The sequence below is a fragment of the Nocardia sp. NPDC004151 genome, assembly GCF_042874235.1.
Taxonomy (GTDB): Bacteria; Actinomycetota; Actinomycetes; order Mycobacteriales; family Mycobacteriaceae; genus Nocardia.
Map to the genome: position 1 here is coordinate 281556 of NZ_JBIAMR010000004.1, position 22389 is coordinate 303944.

The window sequence follows — 22389 nt, forward strand, 5'->3', positions numbered from 1 at the left end:
ACGCCGGGTCCGGTTCTCATACTCCTCTTACGAACCGGCGGTGGGAACCCCCCCTGCACCGGGATTGTCCGCTGCTGTCCTGCGGGCCACCCCGGTCCGGGTACGCGAAATCGCCTACTCCAGTTCGCCTTCGGTCTCCAGGTAGACCTGCCGCAGCCGATCCAGCGTGGCGGGGTCAGGCTGCTCCCACAGCTTCCGCTCCGCCGCCTCCAGCAGACGTTCCGCGATCCCGTGCAGCGCCCAGGGATTGGACTGCTCCATGAACTTGCGGTTGGTCTCGTCGAAAACGTAGGACTCGGCCAGCTTTTCGTACATCCAGTCGGCGACCACATTGGTGGTGGCGTCGTAACCGAACAGATAGTCGACGGTGGCGGCCATCTCGAAGGCGCCCTTGTAGCCGTGCCGGCGCATGGCCTCGATCCAGCGCGGATTCACCACGCGCGCCCGGAACACCCGGGTGGTCTCCTCCGACAGGGTGCGGGTGCGGACCGCGTCCGGGCGGGTGCTGTCGCCGATGTACGCCTCGGGGTTCGAGCCGGTGAACGCGCGCACCGCGGCCACCATGCCGCCGTGGTACTGGAAGTAGTCGTCGGAGTCGGCGATATCGTGTTCACGGGTGTCGGTGTTCTTGGCCGCCACCGCGATTCGCTTGTAGGCGGTCCGCATGTCGTCGGCGGCGGGCGCGCCGTCGAGGTCGCGACCGTAGGCGAAGCCGCCCCACGCGGTGTACACCCGGGCCAGGTCATCGTCGGTGCGCCAGCTCTTGGAGTCGATGAGCTGCAGCAGGCCCGCCCCGTAGGTGCCGGGCTTGGAGCCGAAAATGCGTGTGGTGGCGCGGCGTTCGTCGCCGTGCTCGGCCAGGTCGGCCTGGGCGTGGGCGCGCACGTAGTTCCGGTCGGCGGGCTCGTCGAGTCCGGCGGCCAGGCGCACCGCGTCGTCGAGCAGGGCCAGCACGTGCGGGAAGGCGTCGCGGAAGAAGCCGCTGATCCGCACGGTCACGTCGATGCGCGGACGGCCCAGCTCCTCGAGGGTGATGGCTTCCAGGCGGGTGACACGGCGGCTGGCCTCGTCCCACACCGGCCGCACGCCCAGCAGCGCGAACACCTCGGCGATATCGTCGCCGGAGGTGCGCATGGCCGAGGTGCCCCACACCGACAGACCCACCGATCGCGGGTACTCGCCGTGGTCGGCCAGGTAGCGGGCCAGCAGCGAATCCGCCATGGCCTGACCGGTTTCCCAGGCCAGCCGCGACGGCACCGCCTTCGGGTCGACCGAGTAGAAGTTGCGGCCGGTGGGCAGCACGTTGATCAGACCGCGCAGCGGCGAACCACTCGGTCCGGCCGGAATGAAACCGCCATTCAGCGCGTGCAGGATGCGAGCCACCTCGACACCGGTCTGTCGCAGTCGCGGCACCACCTCGGTGGCGGCGAAGCCCAGCACCCGGCGCGTCTCCGCCAGGCGCCCGGGGACGTCGGTGAGGCCCGCGGCCGCGGCCGCCTCCCCGCCGAACACGCCCGCGGTCACCGCGTCGATGGAGTCGACGTCCCAGTCGACTTCCTGCATGCCCGAGACCAGTTCGCGCGCCAACTGCTCGAAGGCGTCCACCCGGTCGCGCTTCTCGTCACCGGATTCGCTGAGCCCCAGCGCTTCTCGCAGGCCCGGCACATTGACCTCGCCGCCCCACAGCTGGCGGGCGCGCAGCATGGCCAGCACCAGGTCGACCTCGGCCTCCCCCGCCGGGGCCTGGCCGAGCACGTGCAGGCCGTCACGGATCTGCACGTCCTTGATCTCGCACAGCCAGCCGTCGACGTGCAGCAGCATGTCGTCGAAGACCTCTTCGTCCGGGCGTTCGGTGAGCCCGAGGTCGTGGTCCATCTTGGCCGCGCGCATGAGCGTCCAGATCTGCTGGCGGATGGCGGGCAGCTTGGCCGGGTCGAGCGCGGAGATATTGGCGTGCTCGTCGAGCAGCTGCTCGAGCCGTGAGATGTCGCCGTAGGTCTCGGCGCGCGCCATCGGCGGGATCAGGTGGTCGACCAGGGTGGCGTGGGCGCGGCGCTTGGCCTGGGTGCCCTCGCCCGGGTCGTTGACCAGGAACGGGTAGATCAGCGGCAGATCGCCGAGGGCGGCATCGGTGCCGCAGGAGGCGGACATGCCGAGGGTCTTGCCGGGCAGCCACTCCAGGTTGCCGTGCTTGCCCAGGTGCACCACGGCGTCGGCGGCGAAGCCCTCCGCGGCGGCCAGCCAGCGGTACGCGGCCAGGTAGTGGTGGCTCGGCGGCAGGTCCGGATCGTGGTAGATGGCGACCGGGTTCTCGCCGAAACCGCGCGGCGGCTGCACGATCAGCACCACATTGCCGAAACGCAAGGCGGCGATGACGATCTCGCCCTTCGGGTCGGCGGAGCGGTCCACGTACAGCTCACCCGGCGGCGGGCCCCACGCCTCGACGACCGCCTCGCGCAGATCCTCCGGCAGCGTCTCGAACCAGCGGGTGTAGAGGTCGGCGCCGATGCGAATCGGGTTGCCCTCCAGCTGTTCCTGGCTCAGCCAGTCCGGGTCCTGCCCGCCCGCCGCGATGAGGGCGTGGATCAGGGCGTCACCGTCCGCGGCCTCCAGACCCGGGATCTCACCGGGCGCGCCGAGGTCGTATCCGGCCTCGCGCATCTCGGTGAGCAGCCGGATGGCGCTGGCGGGAGTGTCCAGACCGACGGCATTGCCGATGCGGGCGTGCTTGGTCGGGTACGCCGACAGCACGATCGCGACCTTCTTGCGCTCGGCCGGAATGTGGCGCAGCCGCGCGTAGCGCACCGCGATACCCGCCACCCGGGCCGCGCGCTCGGCGTCGGGGACGTACGACGACAGCCCGTCCGCGTCGAACTCCTTGAACGAGAACGGGACCGTGATGATGCGACCGTCGAACTCCGGCACCGCCACCTGGGTGGCGACATCCAGCGGCGACAGGCCGTCGTCATTGGCCTCCCACTGCTCGCGGCCGCTGGTCAGGCACAGGCCCTGCAGGATCGGCACATCCAGGTCCGCGAGCGCGCCCACGTCCCAGGCCTCGTCGTCGCCGCCGGCCGAGGCGGTCGCGGGCTTGGTGCCGCCCGCCGCGAGCACGGTCACCACCAGAGCGTCGGCGGTGCCGAGCGTGGCGAGCAGCTCCGGCTCCGCGGTGCGCAGCGAGGCGCAGTAGATCGGCAGCGCGCGAGCGCCCTTGGCCTCGATGGCGGTGCACAGCGCGTCGATGTAGGCGGTGTTCCCGGCCAGGTGCTGGGCGCGGTAGTAGACCACGGCCACGGTCGGCGCGTCGTCCGGGGCCGGGCAGGCGTGCCGTTCCAGCTCACCCCAGCTCGGCATCTCGACCGGCGGCTCGAACCCCTCGCCGGTGAGCAGCACCGTGTCGGACAGGAAGTTGTGCAGCTGCAGCAGGTTTCGCGGGCCGCCCGCGGCCAGGTAGTTGTGGGCGTCGGCGGCGACACCGCCGGGCACGGTCGAGCACTCCATCAGCTCGGCGTCGGGCGCGATCTCACCGCCGAGGGCGACCACCGGAATTCCGCTGGCGCGCACCGTCTCGAGGCCCTCCTCCCAGGCCCGCTTCCCGCCCAGCACGCGCACGATCACCAGCGACACACCGTTCAGCAGGACCGGCAGGTCCTCCGGCAGCAGCCGGGCCGGATTGGCCAGCCGGTAGGCGGCGCCGCTGGCGCGCGCGCTCAGCAGATCGGTGTCGGAGGTGGACAGCAACAGGATCAAGGGTCTCGGCCTTCCTAGGGTGACGCGCCCAGCACGGTTCGGCGCTCGCCGGGAAGGTCTGACTGTCACAGTGGCGCGACCGCACCGGAATTGCACCGGCTTTCTTCCGTTCGACGAGCTCGCCGATGCTATCGCGCCGCCGTCGCGGGCCCGATATCGCGCCCGTGTCGCCGCCCGCGGGCACCGATCACAGTGCGGCCAATCCTGGCTCGCACCCCTGCGGAACCGACCGGTCCGCGCGTACGCTGCCGGTATGCCACTCACTCCAGGATGGGTCAGGCGGAACCGCTTTGCTGCCTGGTCGGGATACTTTTGCGTACTGGTTGCCTTCGCGACGCTGGCCATGGCTCTCACGGCCGCCGGCTCCGGTCACTCGCAGTGGGCGCTCATCGCCGGGATCATCTGCGCGGCGACCATCCTGTTCGGCCTCACGGTCATGAGCACCACCGTGCACCGCGATCACGCCGACCACCACAACGTCCCCAGCCTGCTCAACGACACCTGGGAAACCACACCCGCCTTCGCCCGCCGCCGCGGGGCGCCGGCGGCCATCGAACCGCACCGTGCGGGCTGAACCGCCCGGCGAATCGATCGATCCGGCAACCAGACTCCGAGACTCCCCCGTCGCAGAGTCTTCTTTTGTCTTCATCCCGCCGCACCGGAACGCATATTTAGATTGCAATATCTCCAAATGCAGATAGTCAGAGATGGGAACCCGACCCCGGGCGGCCGTGCCCGGTCTCGGCGTCCTCCGTACGCTGGGTGGCGTCATGACGCGAACCGATCCCGACTCCTGCCCGGGCGTGCTGCGCCTGCACGAAGCAGCCGACGGTCCCCTCGCCCGTATCCGGGTGCCCGGCGGACTCCTCTCCCCCACCCAGCTCCAGGCCCTCGCGGAAGCGGCCGCCGACCTCGGCGACGGGAACATCGAGCTCACCTCGCGCGGGAACATCCAGTTCCGGCAGGTCCGCGACGCGGCCGCGCTCACCGAGCGGCTCACCGCGGCCGGACTGCTGCCCAGCGCCACCCATGAACGGGTGCGCAACATCATCGCCTCGCCGCTGTCGGGACGCGTCGGGGGCTGGACCGATGTATATCCCCTGGTTCCGACTCTCGACGAAGGACTGCGCGCACGGCCGCGCTACGCCGAGCTGCCCGGCCGGGTCCTGTTCACCCTCGACGACGGCCGCGGCGATGTCAGCGGCCTGGGCGGCGACATCGGCGTGCACGCGCTCGACGAGCACACCTACGCACTCCTGTTGGCGGGTAAGGACTCCGGCCTCCGCCTGCCCGCCGACGCCGCGGTCGACCACATGCTCGCCGCCGCCGACGGCTTCCTCGACCTCCGCGACGGCCACTGGCGTCTGCACGAGATCCCCGACGGCGCGGCCCGGCTGACCGACCGCCTCCGCGCCGCCCACCCCGACCTCGACGTCGCCACCGACCTCCTGGAACCGCCCGGCCCCCAGGACATTCCGATCGGTTGGATGACCCAGTCCGACGGCCGGGTGGCCCTCGGCGCGGGCGTGCGCCTCGGCTCCCTCCCCGCCCGCACCGCCGAATTCCTCGCCGCCGTCGAATGCCCGATCATCGTCACCCCGTGGCGCAGCCTGATCCTCGCCGACCTCGACGAATGGCCCGCCGAACAGGTGGTCCGAGTCCTGGCCCCCATGGGCCTGATCTTCGACACCGCCTCCCCGTGGCTCCAGGTCAGCGCCTGCGCCGGCATGCCCGGCTGCGCCAAGTCCCGCACCGATGTCCGCGCCGACGTCGCCGAGGCCGTCGACTCCGGCCGCGTACTCCCCACGGGCGCACCGGGATTCGCCCGCGAAGGTCTCGACACCGCCGACGTGGTGGTCGCCGGCCGCCAGCACTGGTCCGGCTGCGACCGCCGCTGCGGCCGCCCGAAGGGCGCGGTCACCGACGTCATCGCCACCACCGACGGCTACCGCATCATCCCCGCGGACTAGCCGAGGAACCGAACCGCCGGGATCGGGCGGTGTGAGTGAGATGCCTCGTCCTCCCGTCGCGGCACCGCGGAACTCGAGGCGGCCGTGCGCCGACGGCTGTTCTCCTGACGGCGGGACATCCGGCAGTTCGGTGCGCGCTCAGACAGTGACCTCGACGATGTCGCGGATCCGGAAGCGGCCACCGGTGATCTCGATCGTCTGACGGGCGACGAGGGCCGCGTCGTCGCGGTCGTAGCGGTAGCCGATCTCGCGCGAGTCGGGGACGACGGCGAGACGGGCACGGCCGCCGAGGCATTCGGCGCGGGCGGCGGTCGCCTCGGTCAGGGCCGTGCAGGCGTCGGTGTCGTCGGTGGTGGGCGGGTGGGCCTGCTCGGCGCTCAGGATCGGGACGGTGGTGTCGGAGATCGAGCAGAGTCGGCCGGTCGGATCGAGGGTCATGGTGAGCTGGCCGTCACCGCCCGCGACAGCGGGGACGCCGTCGTGGAGCTGGCGGTAGTGCAGGGTGTAGTCGGCCACCGCCGCCGCCACCGTGTCGCCGTCGCGGCTCGCGCCCGCGTGGAAGGTGGCCGACATTCCGGCCAGGGCCAGGTCGTGGCCGAGGTCCAGTTCTCGCACGGCCAGGTCGGCGAGGTCGCGAATCTCTTCGGGTGTGCGGCCGTTGGCGGTGCGGTCCGGCTCGGCGTGGAACGCCTGGTAGGCGCCGTCGGGGTGCATGACCAGCCGGGGTTCGAATTCGGCTCGCGCGCAGGACTCCTCGGTAACCGGGGACGCGGACTCGGCGAGCAGGCCGCGGAGACCGTGCCGTTCCCCCAGGGCGGCCGCGGTGTCGGCGTCGGCGCTGCGGCGGGCCAGGCGCAGTGACATCGGTTGGCGTGGAAGGGGAATGCTCAGGTCGACTTCGAGGGGGAATTGACCCGCCCAGCGCCACCAGTACCAGTCGTCGGAGACCGCGCCGCCATGGAACAGCCGCTCGTTCCAGAGCCGGTCCTGCGCTTCACGGTCGGTGGCGCCGCAGGCGGCGGAGGACACCCGGTGATTGTTGTGGAAGATCGACAGCGCCGCGTCCTGCCACGCCTGGCTGAACGATTTGCCGGTGTTCCATTCCTTGAAGAACCGTGTCCCCTGCTGGTCGGTGTCGAAGGTGAGGCTGTCGAATCCGAACAGCATCCGCGCGCCCCGGTTCGGCGTGTGCCAGGTGCGGTAGGGGCTGTGTCCGAAGTTGGTGCGCAGCGATTCGCAGCCGTGCAGGAACAGGTAGCGCAGGCGCTGGTCGCCGAAGCCCATCCGGTCGGATTCGGCGTAGATGGTGTTGTCCCAGGTGCGGCCCATCGAGGTCAGGTACACGCCATTGCTCATGGTGGTGCTGTGCGCGTAGTGGTAGAAGACCCGCACCGAGTCCATGCCGAGGCTGTCCTGCCAGTTGTCGTACTCCTGGTCGTACCGCCATTCGCGCACATCGTCGTCCTTGGCGTGGAAGTTGACGCCGTTGAACTTCGCGACGTAGTCGAGGAAGCCGCTCACGCACGCGTGCGGGTAGGTCAACGTGGCATCTTTCGGGTAGACCTGCACCGACGCGCCGCCGTACATGTTGTCGGACATTGACGAATGGTCACCGATGCCGGGCGCACGGGCACGGGTACCGGACTACTCGATTTCCCCGCCGACCCGCCCCAGGGCTGGTAGATGCTCGAGATCTGCCCCCCTTCAGCAGACCGCCGGCACACACCAGCCCCGGGCGCGTCCCCTGCTCGGGCGCGGTTTCGTCGAGCAGCTGAGCGAAGGCCTGACGCCGCCCGCGGGCCTCGCTGACCGCGAGCGGCGTTCCCGGTCGTCGACGTCGGCGCCATCGACCGGAGCTTCGGCCAAAGACTATGTGCGCGTATAGATTCTGTTCCACCGGATTCGCGACGAGCCGCGTCCGGATTTGCGACGGAAGAAGGGGGCGCCGGTGTCCGAACTCGTCGTGGTGAGCGATACGACAACGGAGTTGTCGAAGCATGACAGGCCTGGATACTGGCGTGAGCAGGTGTCGGCGAACCAGGGCGGGGCACGGGTCGACTTCGCCGATTGGCCGAACTTCCATGGCGCACTGCGGGTTCAACGTCTGGCGAGCTATCGGCTCGGCGACTTCCAGAATGTCGCCTTCGAATCGACTGGAATCTCGTACGAGCGCACCATGGCCGACATCGATGCCGATGGTGACCGCAGCGCTCGGCTGCTCGTCGCCCGTAGTGGGCCCCTCGACATCGAGCAGCACGGCACTCGGGTGTCGTTGCGACCCGGGCAGATGAGTGTGGTCGATTGGGGGCAACGCATGGTGCTCTCCCATGCCGACCATGTGCGGGCTTGGATCCTCAATATCCCCGCCGACGCGCTGCGGCTTCCCGAAGCCCCGGTCAGCCGCTCGTTTCTGGCGCTCGACACCCATGACCCCTTGCTCGGTTCCGTGCTCGCGCTGACCGAGCAACTCTCCCGTCACGGCGACGCCATGACGCCCAGCCAGTTCCTGAGAATCAGCACGCATTGGACGGGCTTGCTCGCCGGCGCCCTCGACGAACGCCGAGCCCCGGAAGACACGAAATTCGCGGCCATTTCCCGGGATGCGCGTGTGTACATTCAACGATGTTCGGATGATCCGCGACTCACCGTGGACGCGGTGGCCGAACATCTCGGCATCACCCGGCGCCAACTCGAGCGGGCGATGCGCGATTTCGGTACATCCCCTCACAGCTACCTGCTCGCGACCCGCCTCGACCGTGCCGCGAAACGGTTGGCCGATCCTCGGAACGCCGGTCACACGATCGCGGATATCGCCTACGACAGCGGATTTGTCGCTTTGTCCGTCTTCACCAAGGGCTGCCGTGACAGATTCGGCGTTCCGCCCGGCCGGCTACGGAGCAGATCGACCTGACCGCGGCCGCTGGGTGCCGTTGGTCCGGGGTTCGGACCTGGTGAACGGCCAGCGGCCAGGCTCGCGGGCGGGCCTGGCCGCTGGCACCTAGGTCAGGGTCGTCACCGATCGTGGCAGCGAGTTTCCCAGGCAGTGGGCAGATCGTCGGAAAGGACCGGTGCCGCCAGAATTTCATCGTCGAAACCGAAAGCGTCCAGCAACGCGGGGAGGTGCTCGGCCAGGGTGTCGATGGCCATGCGGAGTCGCTGTTTGATGGTGTCGACCGCGGCGATGTCGAGCAGTCCGTGGGTGAGGTACCAGACGGCGTGCTGATCGAGGTAGTTCAGCGCGAAGACATCACGCACGGCGGCGATCTCGGGGTGATCGGCGAATCGGTGGAGCACCTGGAGGGCTTCTTCGGCCGAGAAGGCCTCGGCGAGGGCGAGCGCTTCGGGAATGACCGCCAAGCGCCCCTCGAGCCCGGGCGTCGTCAGATATTGCTGGGTCTCTTCCACGATCGTCAAGGTCCGGGCGCTGAACAGGCTCAGACGGTCGGCTTGATCGGCGGGATCGTGCAGAACGACTTCGGGTACCGGCTTTCCGGCCAGGTGTTTGGCCAGGACGCGACCGGCCACGGAACCGAGGACGTGGCAATCGCCCTCGCCGGTGATGGCCGCGTGGCAGACCCCGAGGTAGTCGGCCACCCGATTGGCGCTGAACATTCCCTGGGCGCCCATCCGAATTCTGGCGTGGGTCACCGTGTCCAGGGCGTGCAGCTGGATGAAGTGCTTGGCCAGCATCACCGAGACGACCGTGTCACGGCTGGTGAGGTCGGCGTTGGCGAGCGACGTTTTCACCGTGTTGCCGTAGAGCGTGCGAGCGATGGTGCCGGCCAGGTCGGTGAGCAGGGTGTCGCGCACGTGCGGCAGCTCGACCATGTACGGGGTGTCGGAGGGGGTCAGCGGCACCACCCGTTTGGCGGCGTACCGCAGCGCGATGTAGAGCGAGGCCCGCGCGGCGGCGTTGAGGCAGGACGCGAGCGCGAGCCGGCCGACCGTGAGCTGACTGATCGCCGAGGCGAACGACCTCTTCCGGCTGTCCTCGTCGCGCCAGGTCAGCACACCCCGGTCGTCGATGGTGGCGAGGTCGTTGCTCAGCCAGGCGCTGCGATCGACCTTCAGTTTGTCGAACGCGATGACGGAGTTGTCCATGATGACCAGCGGTTGATGGTCGAGCTGGGTGATGGTCACACCGGGCGCGGGGGCGCCGTCGGGTCCTCGTAGTCGTGCCGCGAACAGATGCACGCCGTGATCGACGCCCGCGGCGTCGATGAAGCGCGCACCGACCACGCAGACGCGGGACACGGGGATGCCGACGCTGGGCATGAACTTGCGGGCCCGCGGGTTCGGGGTGTCGATGACGAACCCGTCGCCGTCCCAGGTCGCGCGGGTCTGCATGAACTGGATGTTGGACCCGCACCCGTATTCGGTCAGCAGCATGACCCCGACGCTCGAGCCGTTGTCGAGGTCCTGCAGATACGGTGCGGCCGAATCAGAATCGGTCAGGGTGGACAGGCTGCCCGAGGCCAGGTTGTAGTGCCCGGAGATCAGCGGGATCAGATCCGTCGCCAGCACCGCCGACCAGTCGAAGACGGCGAAGAGTCGCGGCAGGTCGGTGGCGATGTCGCGGGTGCTGCCGACCTCCTCGACCAGGTTGTGCAGCTGGTCGTAGGCGTTCTGGCGGCGCTGCTCCTGGCTCTGGGCCTCGGTGACGAAGTAGGCCGGGTTGTTCAGGATCTTCTGCAAGTGCTGGTCGAACTCGAGGCTGCCGTGGCGGAGAACTCCGGCCAAGGGGGTCTGCTCATGCTGCATGGATCCTTCTCCTACTCATTCAATCGATCCCGTCGGCAACTGGTCCGCCGAGGGCATAGGAGGCAATCGCGGCGCTCGGGCGCACCGGTACCCGGCGTTGCTGCGTGATTACGCGGGCACCGTGACGGGTCCGGAACAGAGAGCCGGGCGATTACCTGTCAGAAGTTCGACGCACCACTCACCTTCACGCGACATCCAGCGATGTGGGCTGGGGAAGGTTCGGGAGGCCACGCGTGCCCGACCGGATCACGGTGTTGCGCGGGAGAGAGATTCGCGTGAGCAGGCCGGTAGCAGGACACGGCTGCTGAACCACGGTCGCGACCAGGGCCGCTCGCGTGATTCGTTGCCACAGTGCCACGTTCGGCCCGAAAGTCACGAATTGTAGTGTTACACAGATTGTCTGAATGTTCGCAGTGAACCATCACAGTGTGTCGTGAACAGGCACGCCGCGAGCGCGGTCCGCACCGTGTGCAGGTCGATGCCGGACAGGGCGTCGGTCACGGCTTGGCGGTAGCGCGCGTGTTCGTGTCCGCTGGTGCGGATGGCATCGGGCCGGTACTCGACCATCGGCATGAGGATATCGGCGGACACCCGGTCGCACCGGCGGTCACGTGGTCCGGGAGCCGAGGCGCACCGGCAACGAGCTGCCGGAACCGACGGACACGCTCGGGCGTCGGACCCCGAGGTCGCCGGGAAGGTCAGGTCCCTCCCGATCCGCGGCGATCGGGTGAGCACCACGGTCCCGGCCGATCGGCGCGGCGGCGAGCCGGTCGGGAGAACGCGGGACAACACTCCCGGCCAGGTGGCGGACTACTCGATTCCACCGCCGACCCGCGCGCGGACGGGCCCGACCGGTCCGGGACGGGTGCGGGGTGCACGCGGCGCGGTTGCTGGTGCACAGTGGGTTATCCGCGCTGCGACGACCATCGGATGCTGGAGGCGGCCATGACCATCGCGAAGCTCAGCGATCAGGAGATCCTGGCGATGTCCGATGAGGAGCGTCGCGAGCTGATCCGGCGGTTGCAGCCGCCGCCGGAGCGGGTGCTGCCGCGCCCGGAGGTGGTGCGGCTGCACCGGCGGGTGCGGCTGGCGCTCATGGTCGGCGGCTGTCTGGGGCTGATTCCGTGGATCGTGTACCTGGGGTTCTCGCTGCCGGCGGAATATCACGCCCGCAATTGGTCGCTGGCCTGGATCGGGTTCGACATCGTGCTCGTGCTGATGATGGCGACCACCGCTTATCTGGGCTGGAAGCGGCGGGTGGTGTTGCTGCTCCCGGCGTTCGGCACCGGCATCCTGCTGGTGGTGGACGCCTGGTTCGACATCGTCACCGCGGACGCCGGGGATTTCTGGCTGTCACTGGGCACGGCGATCATCGGCGAGATCCCGTTGGCGGCGTTGCAGATAACCGGTGCGATCATGCTGCTGCGCTTCCTGATCCTGGCTCACCCGCTGAACGATCCGCGGGTCAGTCCGTTCCGGACGCGACTGCCGTTCTGACCGAGTGCCACTCCATGGTGCAGCACTTGACGCTGCCGCCGGACTTGAGCAGCTCCGACATGTCGATCCCGACCGGCTCGTAGCCGCGGGCCCCCAATTGCGCGGCCAGGTCGACGGCCTTGTCGCTGAGGAACACGTGGTACCCGTCGCAGACCCCGTTGAGGCCCAGCACATTCGCGTCGGCCTCGGTGGCGAGAATCGCGTCCGGGTACAGGCTCGCGAGCAGCCGCGCGCTGGGTCCGCTGAAGGCGGCCGGATAGTAGGCGATGGTGTCGTCGAGGACCATGAGCGCGGTGTCGAGGTGGTAGAAGCGCGGGTCCACCAGATCCAGTGAGACGACCGGCAATCCGAAGTACTCCGCCACCTCCTGATGCGCGCCGCGGGCGCTGCGGAACCCGGTCCCGGCGAGGATGCGGTCGGGCGCGATGGCGAAATCGCCCTCGCCCTCATTGGTTTCACGGGCGCGCGCCACGCTCGTGAAGCACTGGGCGGCCATCCAGTCGTGGTAGGCCGGGCCTTCCTGCGCACGTTCGGGATTGGCGAAGCGGGCCGAGAGCGCCCGCTCCCCGATGGCCAGTCCCCCATTGGCGGCGAACACCATGTCGGGCAGCCCCGCCACCGGTTCGATGACGTCGACCCGGTGTCCATGCCCCTCGTAGGCGACGCGCAGCGCGTCCCACTGGGCCAGGGCGAGCCCCCGGTTCACGGGGTCGGCGGTGTCCATCCACGGATTGATGGCGTAGGTGACGTCGAAGTGGTCGGGGCGGCACATGAGGTAGCGGCGGGGCACGGGCCGGCGGGCGGCGGGATCGCGGGCGGGCAGCGTGGCTACGGACGTCAACGGGACTCCCTCGGAAGCGGCGCGGACGGATCTGACACGAAGATAAGTGGCGTACCGTTGCGTCAGGAATAGCGAAACGTTGCGTAGATCGATCTATGAACAGCGATTCGTTGCGTCTGAATGACGCGTGGGCATCATCGCGCCCGATATGCCCGGATCCTTGCGAAGGAGCGACCGTGGACGATCTCGACCGCCGGATCCTGGCCCACCTGCTGGAGAACGCGCGCGCCTCGTTCCAGGACATCGGCGCGGTCATCGGTCTGTCCGCCCCCGCGGTCAAACGCCGCGTCGACAAACTGGTCGCGGCGGGCCAGATCACCGGTTTCACCGCCGTCGTGAACCCGGCCGCCCTGGGCTGGCGCACCGAGGCGTATGTCGAGGTCTTCTACCGCGACAACATCTCCCCCGCCGAACTACGCCGCGGCCTCGAACCGATTCCCCAGGTCGTCGGCGTGTGGACCATCGCCGGTGAGGCCGACGCACTGGTTCACGTGATGGCCACCGACATGGCCGAGATCGAGGCCACCGTCGAACGCATCCGCGAGAACGCCCGCGTCGGGCGCACCCGCAGCAATATCGTCATGTCCCGCCTGCTCGAACGCCCCCGCACCTGACCCGGCCGGGCCCGAAAGCACCGGCCGCGCCCGCTGCGGACCGTCCACTGTGGCCGGGCGCACTACCCGCCCAGCGCCGCCCCGGCGGCGAAATCTAGGGTGGAGGCCATGTCCGACGTGCGTGCCAGCTACCTCAAAGACGGGGCCGAGATCTATCGGCGCTCGTTCGCGACCATCCGGGCCGAGGCCGATCTGACCCGGTTCCCGGCGGACGTGTCACAGGTGGTGGTGCGCATGATCCACGCCTGCGGGCAGGTGGACCTGGCGGGCGACGTCGAGTTCAGCACCGATGTGGTGGCCAAGGCGCGGGCCGCGCTGCGGTCGGGCGCGCCGATCCTGTGCGACGCCAAGATGGTCGCCTCCGGCGTCACCCGCAAGCGGCTGCCCGCCGACAACGACGTGCTGTGCCTGCTCGACGACCCGCGCGTACCCGACCTGGCCGCGCGGATGGACAACACCAGATCGGCTGCGGCCCTGGAGCTCTGGAGCGACCGCCTCGACGGCGCGGTGGTGGCCGTCGGCAATGCGCCGACCGCGCTGTTCCACCTGCTCGACATGATCGACGCGGGCGCGCCCCGCCCCGCCGCGGTGCTCGGCATCCCGGTCGGGTTCATCGGGGCCGCGGAATCCAAGGAGGCGCTGGCCGAATACGGCGGCGTCGAATTCCTGACCGTGCGAGGCCGGCGCGGCGGCAGCGCCATCACCGCCGCCGCCCTCAATGCGATTGCGAGCGAACAAGAATGAGCAAGCTCTGGGGTGTCGGGCTCGGACCCGGCGATCCGGAACTGGTGACGGTCAAGGCCGCCCGGGCGATCGGCGAGGCCGACGTCATCGCCTTCCACAGCGCCCGGCACGGGCGCAGCATCTCGCGCGCCATCGCCGCCCCCTACATGCGCGAAGGTCAGCTCGAGGAGCACCTGATCTACCCGGTCACCACCGAGACCACCGACCACCCCGGCGGCTACCAGGGCGCGATCGACGAGTTCTACGAGTCCGCCGCCGCCCGCCTGGCCGAGCACCTCGCGGCGGGCCGCACCGTCGCGCTGCTCGCCGCCGGTGACCCGCTGTTCTACAGCTCGTTCCAGCACATGCACCGCCGCCTGGCCGACCGGTTCGACACCGAGATCATCCCCGGCGTCACCTCGGTCAGCGCCGCCTCCGCCGCCCTGGGCACCCCCTTGGTGGAGGAGAAGCAGGTTCTCACCGTGCTGCCGGGCACGCTGCCGCCCGAGGAGCTGACCCGCCGCCTGCGCGAGACCGACGCCGCCGCGATCATGAAGCTCGGCCGCACCTACCCCGGTGTGCGCCGCGCCCTCGCCGACTCCGGCCGCCTCGACGACGCCTATTACGTCGAGCGCGCCAGCTCCGACCGGCAGCGCGTGCTGCGCGCGGCCGACGTCGACGAGTCGAGCGTCCCGTACTTCGCGATCACGGTGGTTCCGGGACCCACCCCGCAGACCCGCATCACCCTGACCGAGTCAGCCGCGCGGGACGGCTCGGAATCGGTTGCGGCGGTAGCGACTCCGACCGGTGCGCCGGCGGCAGCGACTCCGACCGGCGTCTCGAGCGCGGTTCCCATCGAAGCAGATCCGGCATCCTCGGTGACGCGGCAGGACCAGGTCGGCGAGGTCGTCGTCATCGGACTGGGACCGGGCGACGAGGCCTGGACCACGCCGGAGGTGTCTCGGGCGCTGGCCGAGGCGACCGACATCGTCGGCTACACCACCTACGTGAACCGCGTGCCGGTGCGGCCGGGTCAGCGGCGCCACGCCAGTGACAATCGCGTCGAATCCGAGCGCGCCGGAATGGCTTTGGACATGGCCAAGCAGGGCGCGAAGGTCGTGGTGGTGTCGTCCGGGGATCCCGGCGTGTTCGCCATGGCGGCGGCGGTGATCGAGGAGTCGGCGGATCCGCAGTGGCGCGAGGTGCCCGTGCGGGTGCTGCCCGGAGTGACCGCCGCGAGCGCGGTGGCGAGCCGGCTGGGCGCGCCCCTGGGCCACGATTTCGCGATGATCTCGCTCTCGGATCGCCTCAAGCCGTGGGAGACGGTGGCGCAACGGATCTCGGCGGTGGCCTCGGCGGATATGGCGTTCGCCGTCTACAACCCGGCGTCGTCGCAGCGCACCTGGCAGGTGGCGGCCATGCGGGATCTGGTGCTCGAGCACCGCAAGCCGGAGACGCCGGTGGTGATCGGCCGCGATGTGGGCGGCCCGACGGAGTCGGTGCGGGTGGTGACGCTGGGTGAGCTGGATCCCGCCGTGGTGGACATGCGCACGCTGCTGATCGTGGGCGCGTCCACGACCACGGTGTTCGAGGCGGCCGGCGGTCCGCGCGTGTTCACCTCGCGTCGCTACGAGGCCTGAACGCCCGGCCCCGTAATATTCCTATGTAGAACGTAGGCTGTGGAAGGAGTGCCGGTGCCAGAAGATCACGCTCGACGCCCGCTCAACTCGACGGCCGCGTCCCTACTCGGATTCCTGCACCAGGGCGAGATGTCCGGGTGGGATCTGGTGGCGCTGGCCCAGGACCGCATCGGCGACTTCTGGACCATCACCCAGAGCCAGGTGTACCGCGAGCTCGCCACCATGCACGGCCTCGGCCTGGTCGAGAAGGGCGCCTCGGGCGCCCGCGACCGCACGCCGTACCGGATCACCGAGGACGGCCGGGAGGCCTTCGCCGAATGGATCGCCCGCGATCCGGGCGCGGAGACCATCCGGGTGCCGCTACTGCTGACCCTGTCCTTCGGGGAATTCGTGGACGCCGCCCGCCTGGAACGCATCGTCGCCGCCAACCGCACCGTCCACGAACAGCGGCTCTCGGGCTACCTGTCCGGTCAGGACGAGCAGCGGATGTCGCCCTACGAGCGGGCCACACTGGATTTCGGCATCCGCTACGAACGCGCCGTCCTGGAATGGTTCGACCGCCTGCCGGAGCTGTTGGACCGCACCAGCCGCCTGTCCTGACCGGATCGCCGCCCGGCCGATGCCGTTACGCTTCGTCGCGCCGGGCGCGCAGCCAATCCCACGCTGCCGCAACGGTTTCCACCTGCTCCGCGCCCGCGGGCAGCGGCGGCCGGTCGATCATCACGACCGCCAGCCCCAGTTCCCGGGCCGCGGTCAGCTTGGCCTCGGTGAGCGCGCCCCCGCTGTCCTTGGTCACCAGGACGTCGATGCGCCGTTCGACGAGCAATGCGATCTCGTCCTCGACGCTGAAAGGTCCGCGGGCGAGCAGCAATTCGTGATGCGCGGGCACCGCGCCCTCGGGTGGGTCGATCGCCCGGATCAGGAACCACTCGTCGGAGTGCTCGAAGGCGGCCACACCCTGGCGGCCGATGGTCAGAAATACCCGTTTACCCAGCGCCGCAGCGGCTTCCGCCGCCAATTCCAGATCCGGCACCCGCACCCACCGGTCCCCGCACCGCTCGATCCACCCCGGCCGCCGCACATGCAGCACCGGCAGTCCGAGCGCCGCCGCCGCGACCGCCGCATTGGCGGTGATCCGGCCCGCGAACGGATGGGTGGCGTCCACCACGGCCTCGATGCCGTTGCCGGACAGCCACTCCCGCAACCCCTCGGCACCCCCGAATCCGCCCACCCGCACCGCGCCGACCGGGAGGGCGGGTGCGCGCACCCGCCCGGCGAGCGAGGACACGATCTCGAATCCCCGCTCGCCGGACGCGATGTCGGCGAGTTCCCGGGCTTCCCGGGTGCCGCCGAGGATCAGCGTTCTCAGGGCTGCCCGCTGAAGTAGGCCGACCCGGAATCGATCAGCGGCTGCCCGCCGACGACCAGCAGCCCGATGATCGCGCCCGGGATCGCGCCGATCCCGAACAGGAACGCGCCGAGGATGCCGCCGATGATCCCGCCCAGCGCCGCGTGCTGCAGCTGCCCGAAGAAGTCACCCTGCGAGTCGATGTCCTTGGCGGTGGCCAGCGGCGCCGACACCGAGGTCAGCGTCAGCTGGGTGCCGGTGGTGTCGATGGCCGCGGTCAGCCCGTACTGCTTGCCGGCCAGGGTGCCGGTCAGCGGCACCTGGGTGACGACGTTCCCGGCCTGGTTCTTCAGGAACACCGTCTGGCCGGTGGCGTCCAGGCTGAACTGTCCGCCGGTGACCTTGGTGACGATGTCGTTGGCATCGCTGACCACGACGTCGTAGCCGACGCCCTGCTGGGTGCCGTGCAGCGGCGACGCGGCCTGCTCCACGACCGGAGCCTGGTCGAGCGGAACGGCGTATCCGGTGCCCGCGGCAATGCCGGTCGCGGCCGCGGCGACGAATGCGGTAGCCACGAACTTTGTGTACTTCATCGATCTCCTAATAGAGCAACATCCGAATCCGATAACCCTCGGATTCCAGGTCGTAACCCTACCGTTGACGTAGTGATGTTTCAGTTTGGATGGCTCAGGGAGGACACGGATTCCGCTGTCATACATCTTTGTCCATCACCCCGAGAAGGTATCCCGCCTGGTCAGCGAAGTGCCCTATTCCAAACCCCACACCACTCTGATGTCCCAATTGCGCACTCGCCCGGCGCTTGTCGCCCGTCTTGCCCGCGGCATGGATTGCTACCGTGCTTCGAAGGTTGCCCCGGGTCGACCACTCCCCGCAGAATCGGAAAGATCTCCGCTGACCACCACCCCCGCACCGGTAGCGGCGCCGGCGGAGTCACTAATTGCGCGCGTTTCGCGGGAGGAGTATCCCTCTGCCGACTGGCGCACCCTCCTACCGGCCGGTCGAATGCACTTCGGGTCCCTGCCAATGGATGCCCATTCGGCCGGATCCTCGAAGTCGACCGCACCCTGTGCGTCACTTGCGCTTCAGCCTTCGGCGGACCGACATGACGCCTCCTGTCTCCGAGCAGCTGAGACAAGACCGACCAATGGATTTGGCATCGATGCTGACATCGCGTCCGGCGAGCATGGCGGGTACGGGAATCTCCAGCTTCTTCCCTGTTCGGGTGTGGGGGATACCCGGGGCCTCGATCACCCCGTCGGGAACGTGCCTCGGGGACAACCTGATTCGTATCCTGTCCTGGATTCCGTTCACGAGTTCGTCGGTGAGCTCGGCGCCCGGTATGAGGGTGAGGAACATCGGCATCCAATAGTTCGCGTCCGGTCCGTCGACGCCGACGACCATCGCCTCGGCGATCGCGGGTATCGCCTCGACCACATGGTAGATGTCGACGGACCCCATCCGGATCCCGTTGCGGTTCACCGTGGCATCGCTGCGACCTCCGCGGTCGGGGAGATCGAATTCGGCACACCGCACGTTCCAGGGGCGTCACACCACGAAGACGGGAAACCTGTCGTCCCGAGGCCGCGGCTGAAACTGCACACGCACCGGCCCCTCCACGGGCGGCACCTCACCCTCGAGGGAGGCATAGACCCACGGCCCCTCGTCGAGCTCCACGATCGCGACCGTCAACGGCACCAACCCACCACGCGCACCGGCGCGATCCACCACCCGCCACGACACGAGCGACCCGACGCCGGACGACGGCACGCACTCCAGGTCGTCCGACGAACACGAGGAACATCCGGCGGTCATCGGCGCGAACAACCTGTCACAGGTCACGCATCTGCGGATCATCAAGATCTCTTCCGCGACCATGCCGGCGTCATGAGAGCTGTGCTGAAGGGTGGGTGCAGACATCGGTTCCTCCGCTCGAGGGTTGCCAACGGGACACCTCTCAGCCTCGTCGCCGGTGGGCACGACCACGACGGTCGAACTACCCCCGATATACCTATTTCTCCTACGCCTGCTACCCGCTACCCGACGCACCGCTGTGCCCGAAGGACGTGAGAACGGGCTTCGAGTCGTCGGCTGAACCGGCGCCCTCCGAAGGCCGCGCCGAAGGGACAACAGGCCCTTGACGGCAGTCGTTAGGCCTGTTTGTCTCCCATTCGATCAGTAACTGACGTTGGCAGGGCCTGAGTTCCAAACGTCCGAGGCCAACTCGAGCACCCGAAAAAGTGGTGCGACCGTGGCCAGCAGCCCCGAGATCGACCGGGCCGAGGACTTCTACCGCGGCTGGATGCCCCCGCTCGAGCGGGTCGTTCTCCCACTTCTTCGACCGCGCCCTTTACACGGGCTGGTCCGCACTTCGCCCGTCCGCCGCTATCTCGGCGCCCGCATAGGGGTTCTTCGCGACAAGGTCGACAGCATCACCTCGGGTTAATTCCCGCCGCCCAAGGCCGGATCCTTGCTGAAGATGCCGAACAGTCACACCTTCGTGATGCTCCGGAATCTCGCACCTCCGGCGATAAGCGCGGAGAATTGGGTCGCTTCATCCCATTGATCAGCACAGGCTGGATATGAGGAGGTAGCTCTATGACCACGGCACGCGAGATCATGAGGCCCGGCGCCCAGTGGATATCGCAGGATCAGACCGTCGCCGACGCGGCCCAGGTGATGGCCGAGCTCGACGTCGGATCGGTGGTTGTCGCCGATGACAACGAACGAATGGTCGGCATCATCACCGACCGCGACATCGCGGTGAAATGCGTTGCCCGGGGATTGTCCCCCGAGGCCACCCGAGCCAGTGAGCTGTGCGAGGCCACACCACGCTGGGTGGCCGCTGACGCCGACGTCTCCGAGGTGCTCGGGTCGATGGAGAGCCACCGGGTCAAGCGGATGCCGGTGATCGACGGGCGCAAGCGGATGGTCGGCATGATCAGCGAAGCCGATCTGGCCAGGCACCTCGACGAACACACACTCGGGGAGTTCGTCACCGCCATCTACGGAAGAGCGTGAGCCCCACCTCCAGACATGGGGCTTGGAGGAGGTGTGACCTGAGACCGGCCATCTGCGCCGGGAGCCGGCAGAGTGCCCGATCACCGAGTTGTGGTTGCCCTCGGCAACCCAGGCAGCCGTCCATCCTCGATGGAATTCGTTGGGCAACTTGGCAGTCGAGCACCTGACGGCGTGTCACCCGATGGGCCCGGGCGCTACGGATGAATGGGCGCCCGGGCCCAGCCGCCCAGACGTATCACGTGGCGACGGGCGGCTCGTCGGCGTGATGCATGATCGCGTCCCACCACGATTCGAGCCGGCTCGGATCCGGCCAGCGCACCACCGGCGCGTCATCGTCGGAACCGCGGGTGATGGTGGGTGGTGTCCGGTGCCGGCGTCCGGCCCGCCGAGCGGGGCCGTCACCGTGTGATTCGTGTGGAGCTGCTGTCATGGCGTACCTCCGAATCCGTGCCCGACGCCGGTCTCACCGGGCGGGCTGGATTCTCAACTCGCGGCGGCGGTGTACGCCGAGGTCGACCACGCGCGAGGAATGCCACGAGGGCCCGAAAGGCAATTGCCGAGGGGTCTGCGCCACCGCGGAGGGGCCGACCTGCCCCAGGGTAGGCGTTCAAGGTCAATGACAGGCTACGGTCGGCCCAATTCCCCGAGAACTGTCACGCGGACAGGGTGGAAGGGGACGTGCGGGCGGACCCTGCGGACGGATGGCCTGCCCGAGGGCACCCTCGAAGTACCCAGCCTGGCGCTCACCGCGCTCGCTGTGCCGCGCTGGTGATATTGCGAACCATGCCGCCGAAGATCAGGGCGTGGAACGGGGCGATGGCATGCCAGTAGAGGTGCCCGGCCAGGCCGTGGGGTTCGAACAGGGCGCGCTGACGGTAGTGGGCGCCGCCACCGGAGGCCGGGGAGACCGACAGTTCCAACCAGGCGCGGCCCGGGACCCGCATCTCCGCGCGCAGCAGGATTCGGCGGCCGCGCTCGAGGCGTTCGACCCGCCACCAATCCAGGGCGTCGCCTTCGCGCAGCCGGTGCGGATGGCGGCGGCCTCGACGCAGCCCGGCACCGCCCATCAGGCGGTCGATCCAGCCGCGCAGCGCCCAGGCGGGCGGGAAGGAGTACCAGCCGTTGGCGCCGCCGATCGCCTCCAGCACCGACCACACCGCTTCCGGGTCTGCAGCCGTATCCTGTTCTCGCACATCGCAATACATCGAGCCGCCAGACCATTCCGGGTCGGTGGGCAGCGGATTGGCCGGGGCGTGCGGCGGATTCGCGTCCGACCAGCGGGTGGGCACGTCCAGCGCTCGGACCCGCTGCAACGCCAGGGCCACCGCGCGGCGATACGGCGTCGGCCCGCCGGGCGGGTCGGCGATGACCGTGGCGATCCGGTGATCGGCGCAGATCACGTCGTTGACCAGTGATTCCATCAGCGGAACAGCGATCGCCCGCGGCACCGGGGTCACCAGATTCACCCACTGCGCCGACAGCCAGGGTGTGAGCACCGGGACCGGCACGATCAACCGGCGAGGCAGCTCGGCGACGGCCGCGTAGCCGCGCATCATGCCGAGGTAGGTGAGCACGTCGGGGCCCCCGATGTCGAACGCGTCGTTCACGTCGCCCGCCAGACCCGCGGCGGCGACGAGGTAGTAGAGCACGTCGCGCACCGCGATGGGCTGGATGCGGTTGCGCACCCAGCGCGGCGTCACCATGACCGGCAGGCGTTCGGTGAGATAGCGCAGCATCTCGAAACTCGCGGAGCCGGAACCGATGATGACGGCGGCCCGCAACACCACCGCGGGCGTCGCCGCCCGCACCAGGATCTCACCGACCTCGGCGCGCGACGCCAGATGACGTGACAGTTCCTGATCGGCGGGCGTGATGCCGCCCAGGTAGACGATCCGCCGCAGTCCCGCACGGTCCGCCGCCGCCGCGACCGTGCGCGCCGCTTCCCGATCGACATGCTCGAAATCGGTGCGCGCCAACGAATGCACCAGGTAGTAGAGAACATCCTGCCCGGCCAGGGCGCCGCGCACGTCGTCGGGGCGGGTCACGTCGCCGCGCACCACGTCCACCCGATCCCGCCAGGGCACGTCGTCGAGTTTGCCGACGTCGCGGGCCAGGACGCGCACGCTCTGCCCGGCCGCCAGCAGTTCCGGCACCAGGCGGCCACCGATATAGCCGGTGGCCCCGAACACCACACACCGCACCGTAA

The 22389-nt window shown here is 69.1% G+C and carries 20 protein-coding genes and 1 pseudogene; 10 read left to right on the plus strand and 11 right to left on the minus strand.

Annotated features, from left to right (window positions below):
- Positions 1 to 114: 114 nt before the first annotated feature.
- Entirely contained in the window at positions 115 to 3750 is a 3636-nt protein-coding gene (gene cobN / locus ACFYTS_RS12080) for a cobaltochelatase subunit CobN (protein ID WP_387303358.1), read from the minus strand.
- Between the two features lie 343 nt (positions 3751 to 4093).
- On the opposite strand from cobN, the gene ACFYTS_RS12085 reads away from it, so the two are divergent.
- The gene (locus ACFYTS_RS12085; RefSeq protein WP_357276085.1) at positions 4094 to 4324 is read left to right on the plus strand and encodes a hypothetical protein; all 231 of its coding nucleotides are present in this window, start codon (positions 4094 to 4096) and stop codon (positions 4322 to 4324) included.
- A gap of 196 nt (positions 4325 to 4520) precedes the next feature.
- Positions 4521 to 5720, plus strand: coding sequence for a precorrin-3B synthase (gene cobG / locus ACFYTS_RS12090; protein WP_387303362.1), 1200 nt, complete (start codon positions 4521 to 4523; stop codon positions 5718 to 5720).
- 138 nt (positions 5721 to 5858) lie between these two features.
- Here the strand turns inward: cobG and ACFYTS_RS12095 are convergent, their stop codons facing one another.
- The gene (locus tag ACFYTS_RS12095) at positions 5859 to 7319 is read right to left on the minus strand and encodes a DUF6345 domain-containing protein (protein WP_387303365.1); all 1461 of its coding nucleotides are present in this window, start codon (positions 7317 to 7319) and stop codon (positions 5859 to 5861) included.
- Between the two features lie 349 nt (positions 7320 to 7668).
- Between ACFYTS_RS12095 and ACFYTS_RS12100 the strand changes: the two genes are divergently transcribed.
- The gene (locus tag ACFYTS_RS12100) at positions 7669 to 8631 is read left to right on the plus strand and encodes an AraC family transcriptional regulator (protein ID WP_387303368.1); all 963 of its coding nucleotides are present in this window, start codon (positions 7669 to 7671) and stop codon (positions 8629 to 8631) included.
- Positions 8632 to 8732: 101 nt separating this feature from the next.
- On the opposite strand, the gene ACFYTS_RS12105 is transcribed toward ACFYTS_RS12100, so the two are convergent.
- The gene (locus ACFYTS_RS12105) at positions 8733 to 10481 is read right to left on the minus strand and encodes an acyl-CoA dehydrogenase (RefSeq protein WP_387303371.1); all 1749 of its coding nucleotides are present in this window, start codon (positions 10479 to 10481) and stop codon (positions 8733 to 8735) included.
- A gap of 387 nt (positions 10482 to 10868) precedes the next feature.
- Positions 10869 to 11048, minus strand: coding sequence for a hypothetical protein (locus ACFYTS_RS12110; protein WP_387303373.1), 180 nt, complete (start codon positions 11046 to 11048; stop codon positions 10869 to 10871).
- 378 nt (positions 11049 to 11426) lie between these two features.
- Here ACFYTS_RS12110 and ACFYTS_RS12115 point away from each other — a divergent pair, with 378 nt between their 5' ends.
- Positions 11427 to 11978, plus strand: a complete 552-nt coding sequence (locus tag ACFYTS_RS12115; protein WP_357276072.1) for a hypothetical protein — start codon at positions 11427 to 11429, stop codon at positions 11976 to 11978.
- Here the strand turns inward: ACFYTS_RS12115 and ddaH are convergent.
- Complete coding sequence (gene ddaH / locus ACFYTS_RS12120) at positions 11947 to 12819, minus strand: dimethylargininase (RefSeq protein WP_387303375.1); 873 nt, start codon at positions 12817 to 12819, stop codon at positions 11947 to 11949. The genes ACFYTS_RS12115 and ddaH overlap by 32 nt on opposite strands.
- Positions 12820 to 12995: 176 nt before the next feature.
- Here ddaH and ACFYTS_RS12125 point away from each other — a divergent pair, with 176 nt between their 5' ends.
- The 4 genes from ACFYTS_RS12125 to ACFYTS_RS12140 all read left to right on the plus strand — a co-directional run bounded on the left by ACFYTS_RS12125 (position 12996) and on the right by ACFYTS_RS12140 (position 16396).
- Complete coding sequence (locus ACFYTS_RS12125) at positions 12996 to 13433, plus strand: Lrp/AsnC family transcriptional regulator (protein ID WP_357276068.1); 438 nt, start codon at positions 12996 to 12998, stop codon at positions 13431 to 13433.
- Between the two features lie 108 nt (positions 13434 to 13541).
- Positions 13542 to 14177, plus strand: a complete 636-nt coding sequence (locus tag ACFYTS_RS12130) for a precorrin-8X methylmutase (RefSeq protein WP_357276065.1) — start codon at positions 13542 to 13544, stop codon at positions 14175 to 14177.
- Positions 14174 to 15796 carry a precorrin-3B C(17)-methyltransferase gene (gene cobJ, locus ACFYTS_RS12135; RefSeq protein WP_387303379.1) on the plus strand — a complete coding sequence of 541 codons (1623 nt, stop codon included), beginning with the start codon at positions 14174 to 14176 and terminating at the stop codon, positions 15794 to 15796. Before ACFYTS_RS12130 ends, cobJ begins: the two co-directional genes overlap by 4 nt.
- A gap of 54 nt (positions 15797 to 15850) precedes the next feature.
- Positions 15851 to 16396, plus strand: a complete 546-nt coding sequence (locus ACFYTS_RS12140; RefSeq protein ID WP_357276060.1) for a PadR family transcriptional regulator — start codon at positions 15851 to 15853, stop codon at positions 16394 to 16396.
- A 25-nt stretch (positions 16397 to 16421) separates the two neighbouring features.
- Here ACFYTS_RS12140 and ACFYTS_RS12145 read toward each other — a convergent pair whose 3' ends face one another.
- The 4 genes and pseudogenes from ACFYTS_RS12145 to ACFYTS_RS12160 form a co-directional block, all read right to left on the minus strand.
- Complete coding sequence (locus ACFYTS_RS12145) at positions 16422 to 17165, minus strand: cobalt-precorrin-6A reductase (RefSeq protein WP_387303814.1); 744 nt, start codon at positions 17163 to 17165, stop codon at positions 16422 to 16424.
- Entirely contained in the window at positions 17162 to 17737 is a 576-nt protein-coding gene (locus tag ACFYTS_RS12150) for a hypothetical protein (RefSeq protein ID WP_387303382.1), read from the minus strand. The genes ACFYTS_RS12145 and ACFYTS_RS12150 overlap by 4 nt, the downstream gene beginning before the upstream one ends.
- A gap of 499 nt (positions 17738 to 18236) precedes the next feature.
- Positions 18237 to 18671 (minus strand): annotated as a pseudogene (locus tag ACFYTS_RS12155) (hypothetical protein); the annotation flags it as partial.
- A gap of 39 nt (positions 18672 to 18710) precedes the next feature.
- On the minus strand, positions 18711 to 19082 hold the full coding sequence (locus ACFYTS_RS12160) for a Zn-ribbon domain-containing OB-fold protein (RefSeq protein ID WP_387303385.1): 372 nt from the start codon (positions 19080 to 19082) through the stop codon (positions 18711 to 18713).
- A 331-nt stretch (positions 19083 to 19413) separates the two neighbouring features.
- Between ACFYTS_RS12160 and ACFYTS_RS12165 the strand changes: the two genes are divergently transcribed.
- Together ACFYTS_RS12165 and ACFYTS_RS12170 are read left to right on the plus strand one after the other, a co-directional pair.
- Positions 19414 to 19608, plus strand: a complete 195-nt coding sequence (locus ACFYTS_RS12165; RefSeq protein ID WP_387303388.1) for a hypothetical protein — start codon at positions 19414 to 19416, stop codon at positions 19606 to 19608.
- A 152-nt stretch (positions 19609 to 19760) separates the two neighbouring features.
- Entirely contained in the window at positions 19761 to 20183 is a 423-nt protein-coding gene (locus ACFYTS_RS12170) for a CBS domain-containing protein (protein WP_357276049.1), read from the plus strand.
- A gap of 235 nt (positions 20184 to 20418) precedes the next feature.
- Here ACFYTS_RS12170 and ACFYTS_RS12175 read toward each other — a convergent pair whose 3' ends face one another.
- The gene (locus ACFYTS_RS12175; RefSeq protein ID WP_357276047.1) at positions 20419 to 20613 is read right to left on the minus strand and encodes a hypothetical protein; all 195 of its coding nucleotides are present in this window, start codon (positions 20611 to 20613) and stop codon (positions 20419 to 20421) included.
- 313 nt (positions 20614 to 20926) lie between these two features.
- The gene (locus ACFYTS_RS12180) at positions 20927 to 22375 is read right to left on the minus strand and encodes an SDR family oxidoreductase (RefSeq protein ID WP_387303391.1); all 1449 of its coding nucleotides are present in this window, start codon (positions 22373 to 22375) and stop codon (positions 20927 to 20929) included.
- Positions 22376 to 22389 lie beyond the last annotated feature (14 nt).

Coding starts and splice junctions, on each gene's coding strand:
- ACFYTS_RS12085 (WP_357276085.1), top strand. CDS start 4,094: ATGGCTCTCACGGCCGCCGGCTCCGGTCACTCGCAGTGGGCGCTCATC.
- cobG (WP_387303362.1), top strand. CDS start 4,521: ATGACGCGAACCGATCCCGACTCCTGCCCGGGCGTGCTGCGCCTGCAC.
- ACFYTS_RS12095 (WP_387303365.1), bottom strand. CDS start 7,319: ATGTCCGACAACATGTACGGCGGCGCGTCGGTGCAGGTCTACCCGAAA.
- ACFYTS_RS12105 (WP_387303371.1), bottom strand. CDS start 10,481: ATGCAGCATGAGCAGACCCCCTTGGCCGGAGTTCTCCGCCACGGCAGC.
- ACFYTS_RS12110 (WP_387303373.1), bottom strand. CDS start 11,048: ATGGTCGAGTACCGGCCCGATGCCATCCGCACCAGCGGACACGAACAC.
- ACFYTS_RS12115 (WP_357276072.1), top strand. CDS start 11,427: ATGACCATCGCGAAGCTCAGCGATCAGGAGATCCTGGCGATGTCCGAT.
- ACFYTS_RS12130 (WP_357276065.1), top strand. CDS start 13,542: ATGTCCGACGTGCGTGCCAGCTACCTCAAAGACGGGGCCGAGATCTAT.
- cobJ (WP_387303379.1), top strand. CDS start 14,174: ATGAGCAAGCTCTGGGGTGTCGGGCTCGGACCCGGCGATCCGGAACTG.
- ACFYTS_RS12150 (WP_387303382.1), bottom strand. CDS start 17,737: ATGAAGTACACAAAGTTCGTGGCTACCGCATTCGTCGCCGCGGCCGCG.
- ACFYTS_RS12160 (WP_387303385.1), bottom strand. CDS start 19,082: ATGTCTGCACCCACCCTTCAGCACAGCTCTCATGACGCCGGCATGGTC.
- ACFYTS_RS12170 (WP_357276049.1), top strand. CDS start 19,761: ATGACCACGGCACGCGAGATCATGAGGCCCGGCGCCCAGTGGATATCG.
- ACFYTS_RS12175 (WP_357276047.1), bottom strand. CDS start 20,613: ATGACAGCAGCTCCACACGAATCACACGGTGACGGCCCCGCTCGGCGG.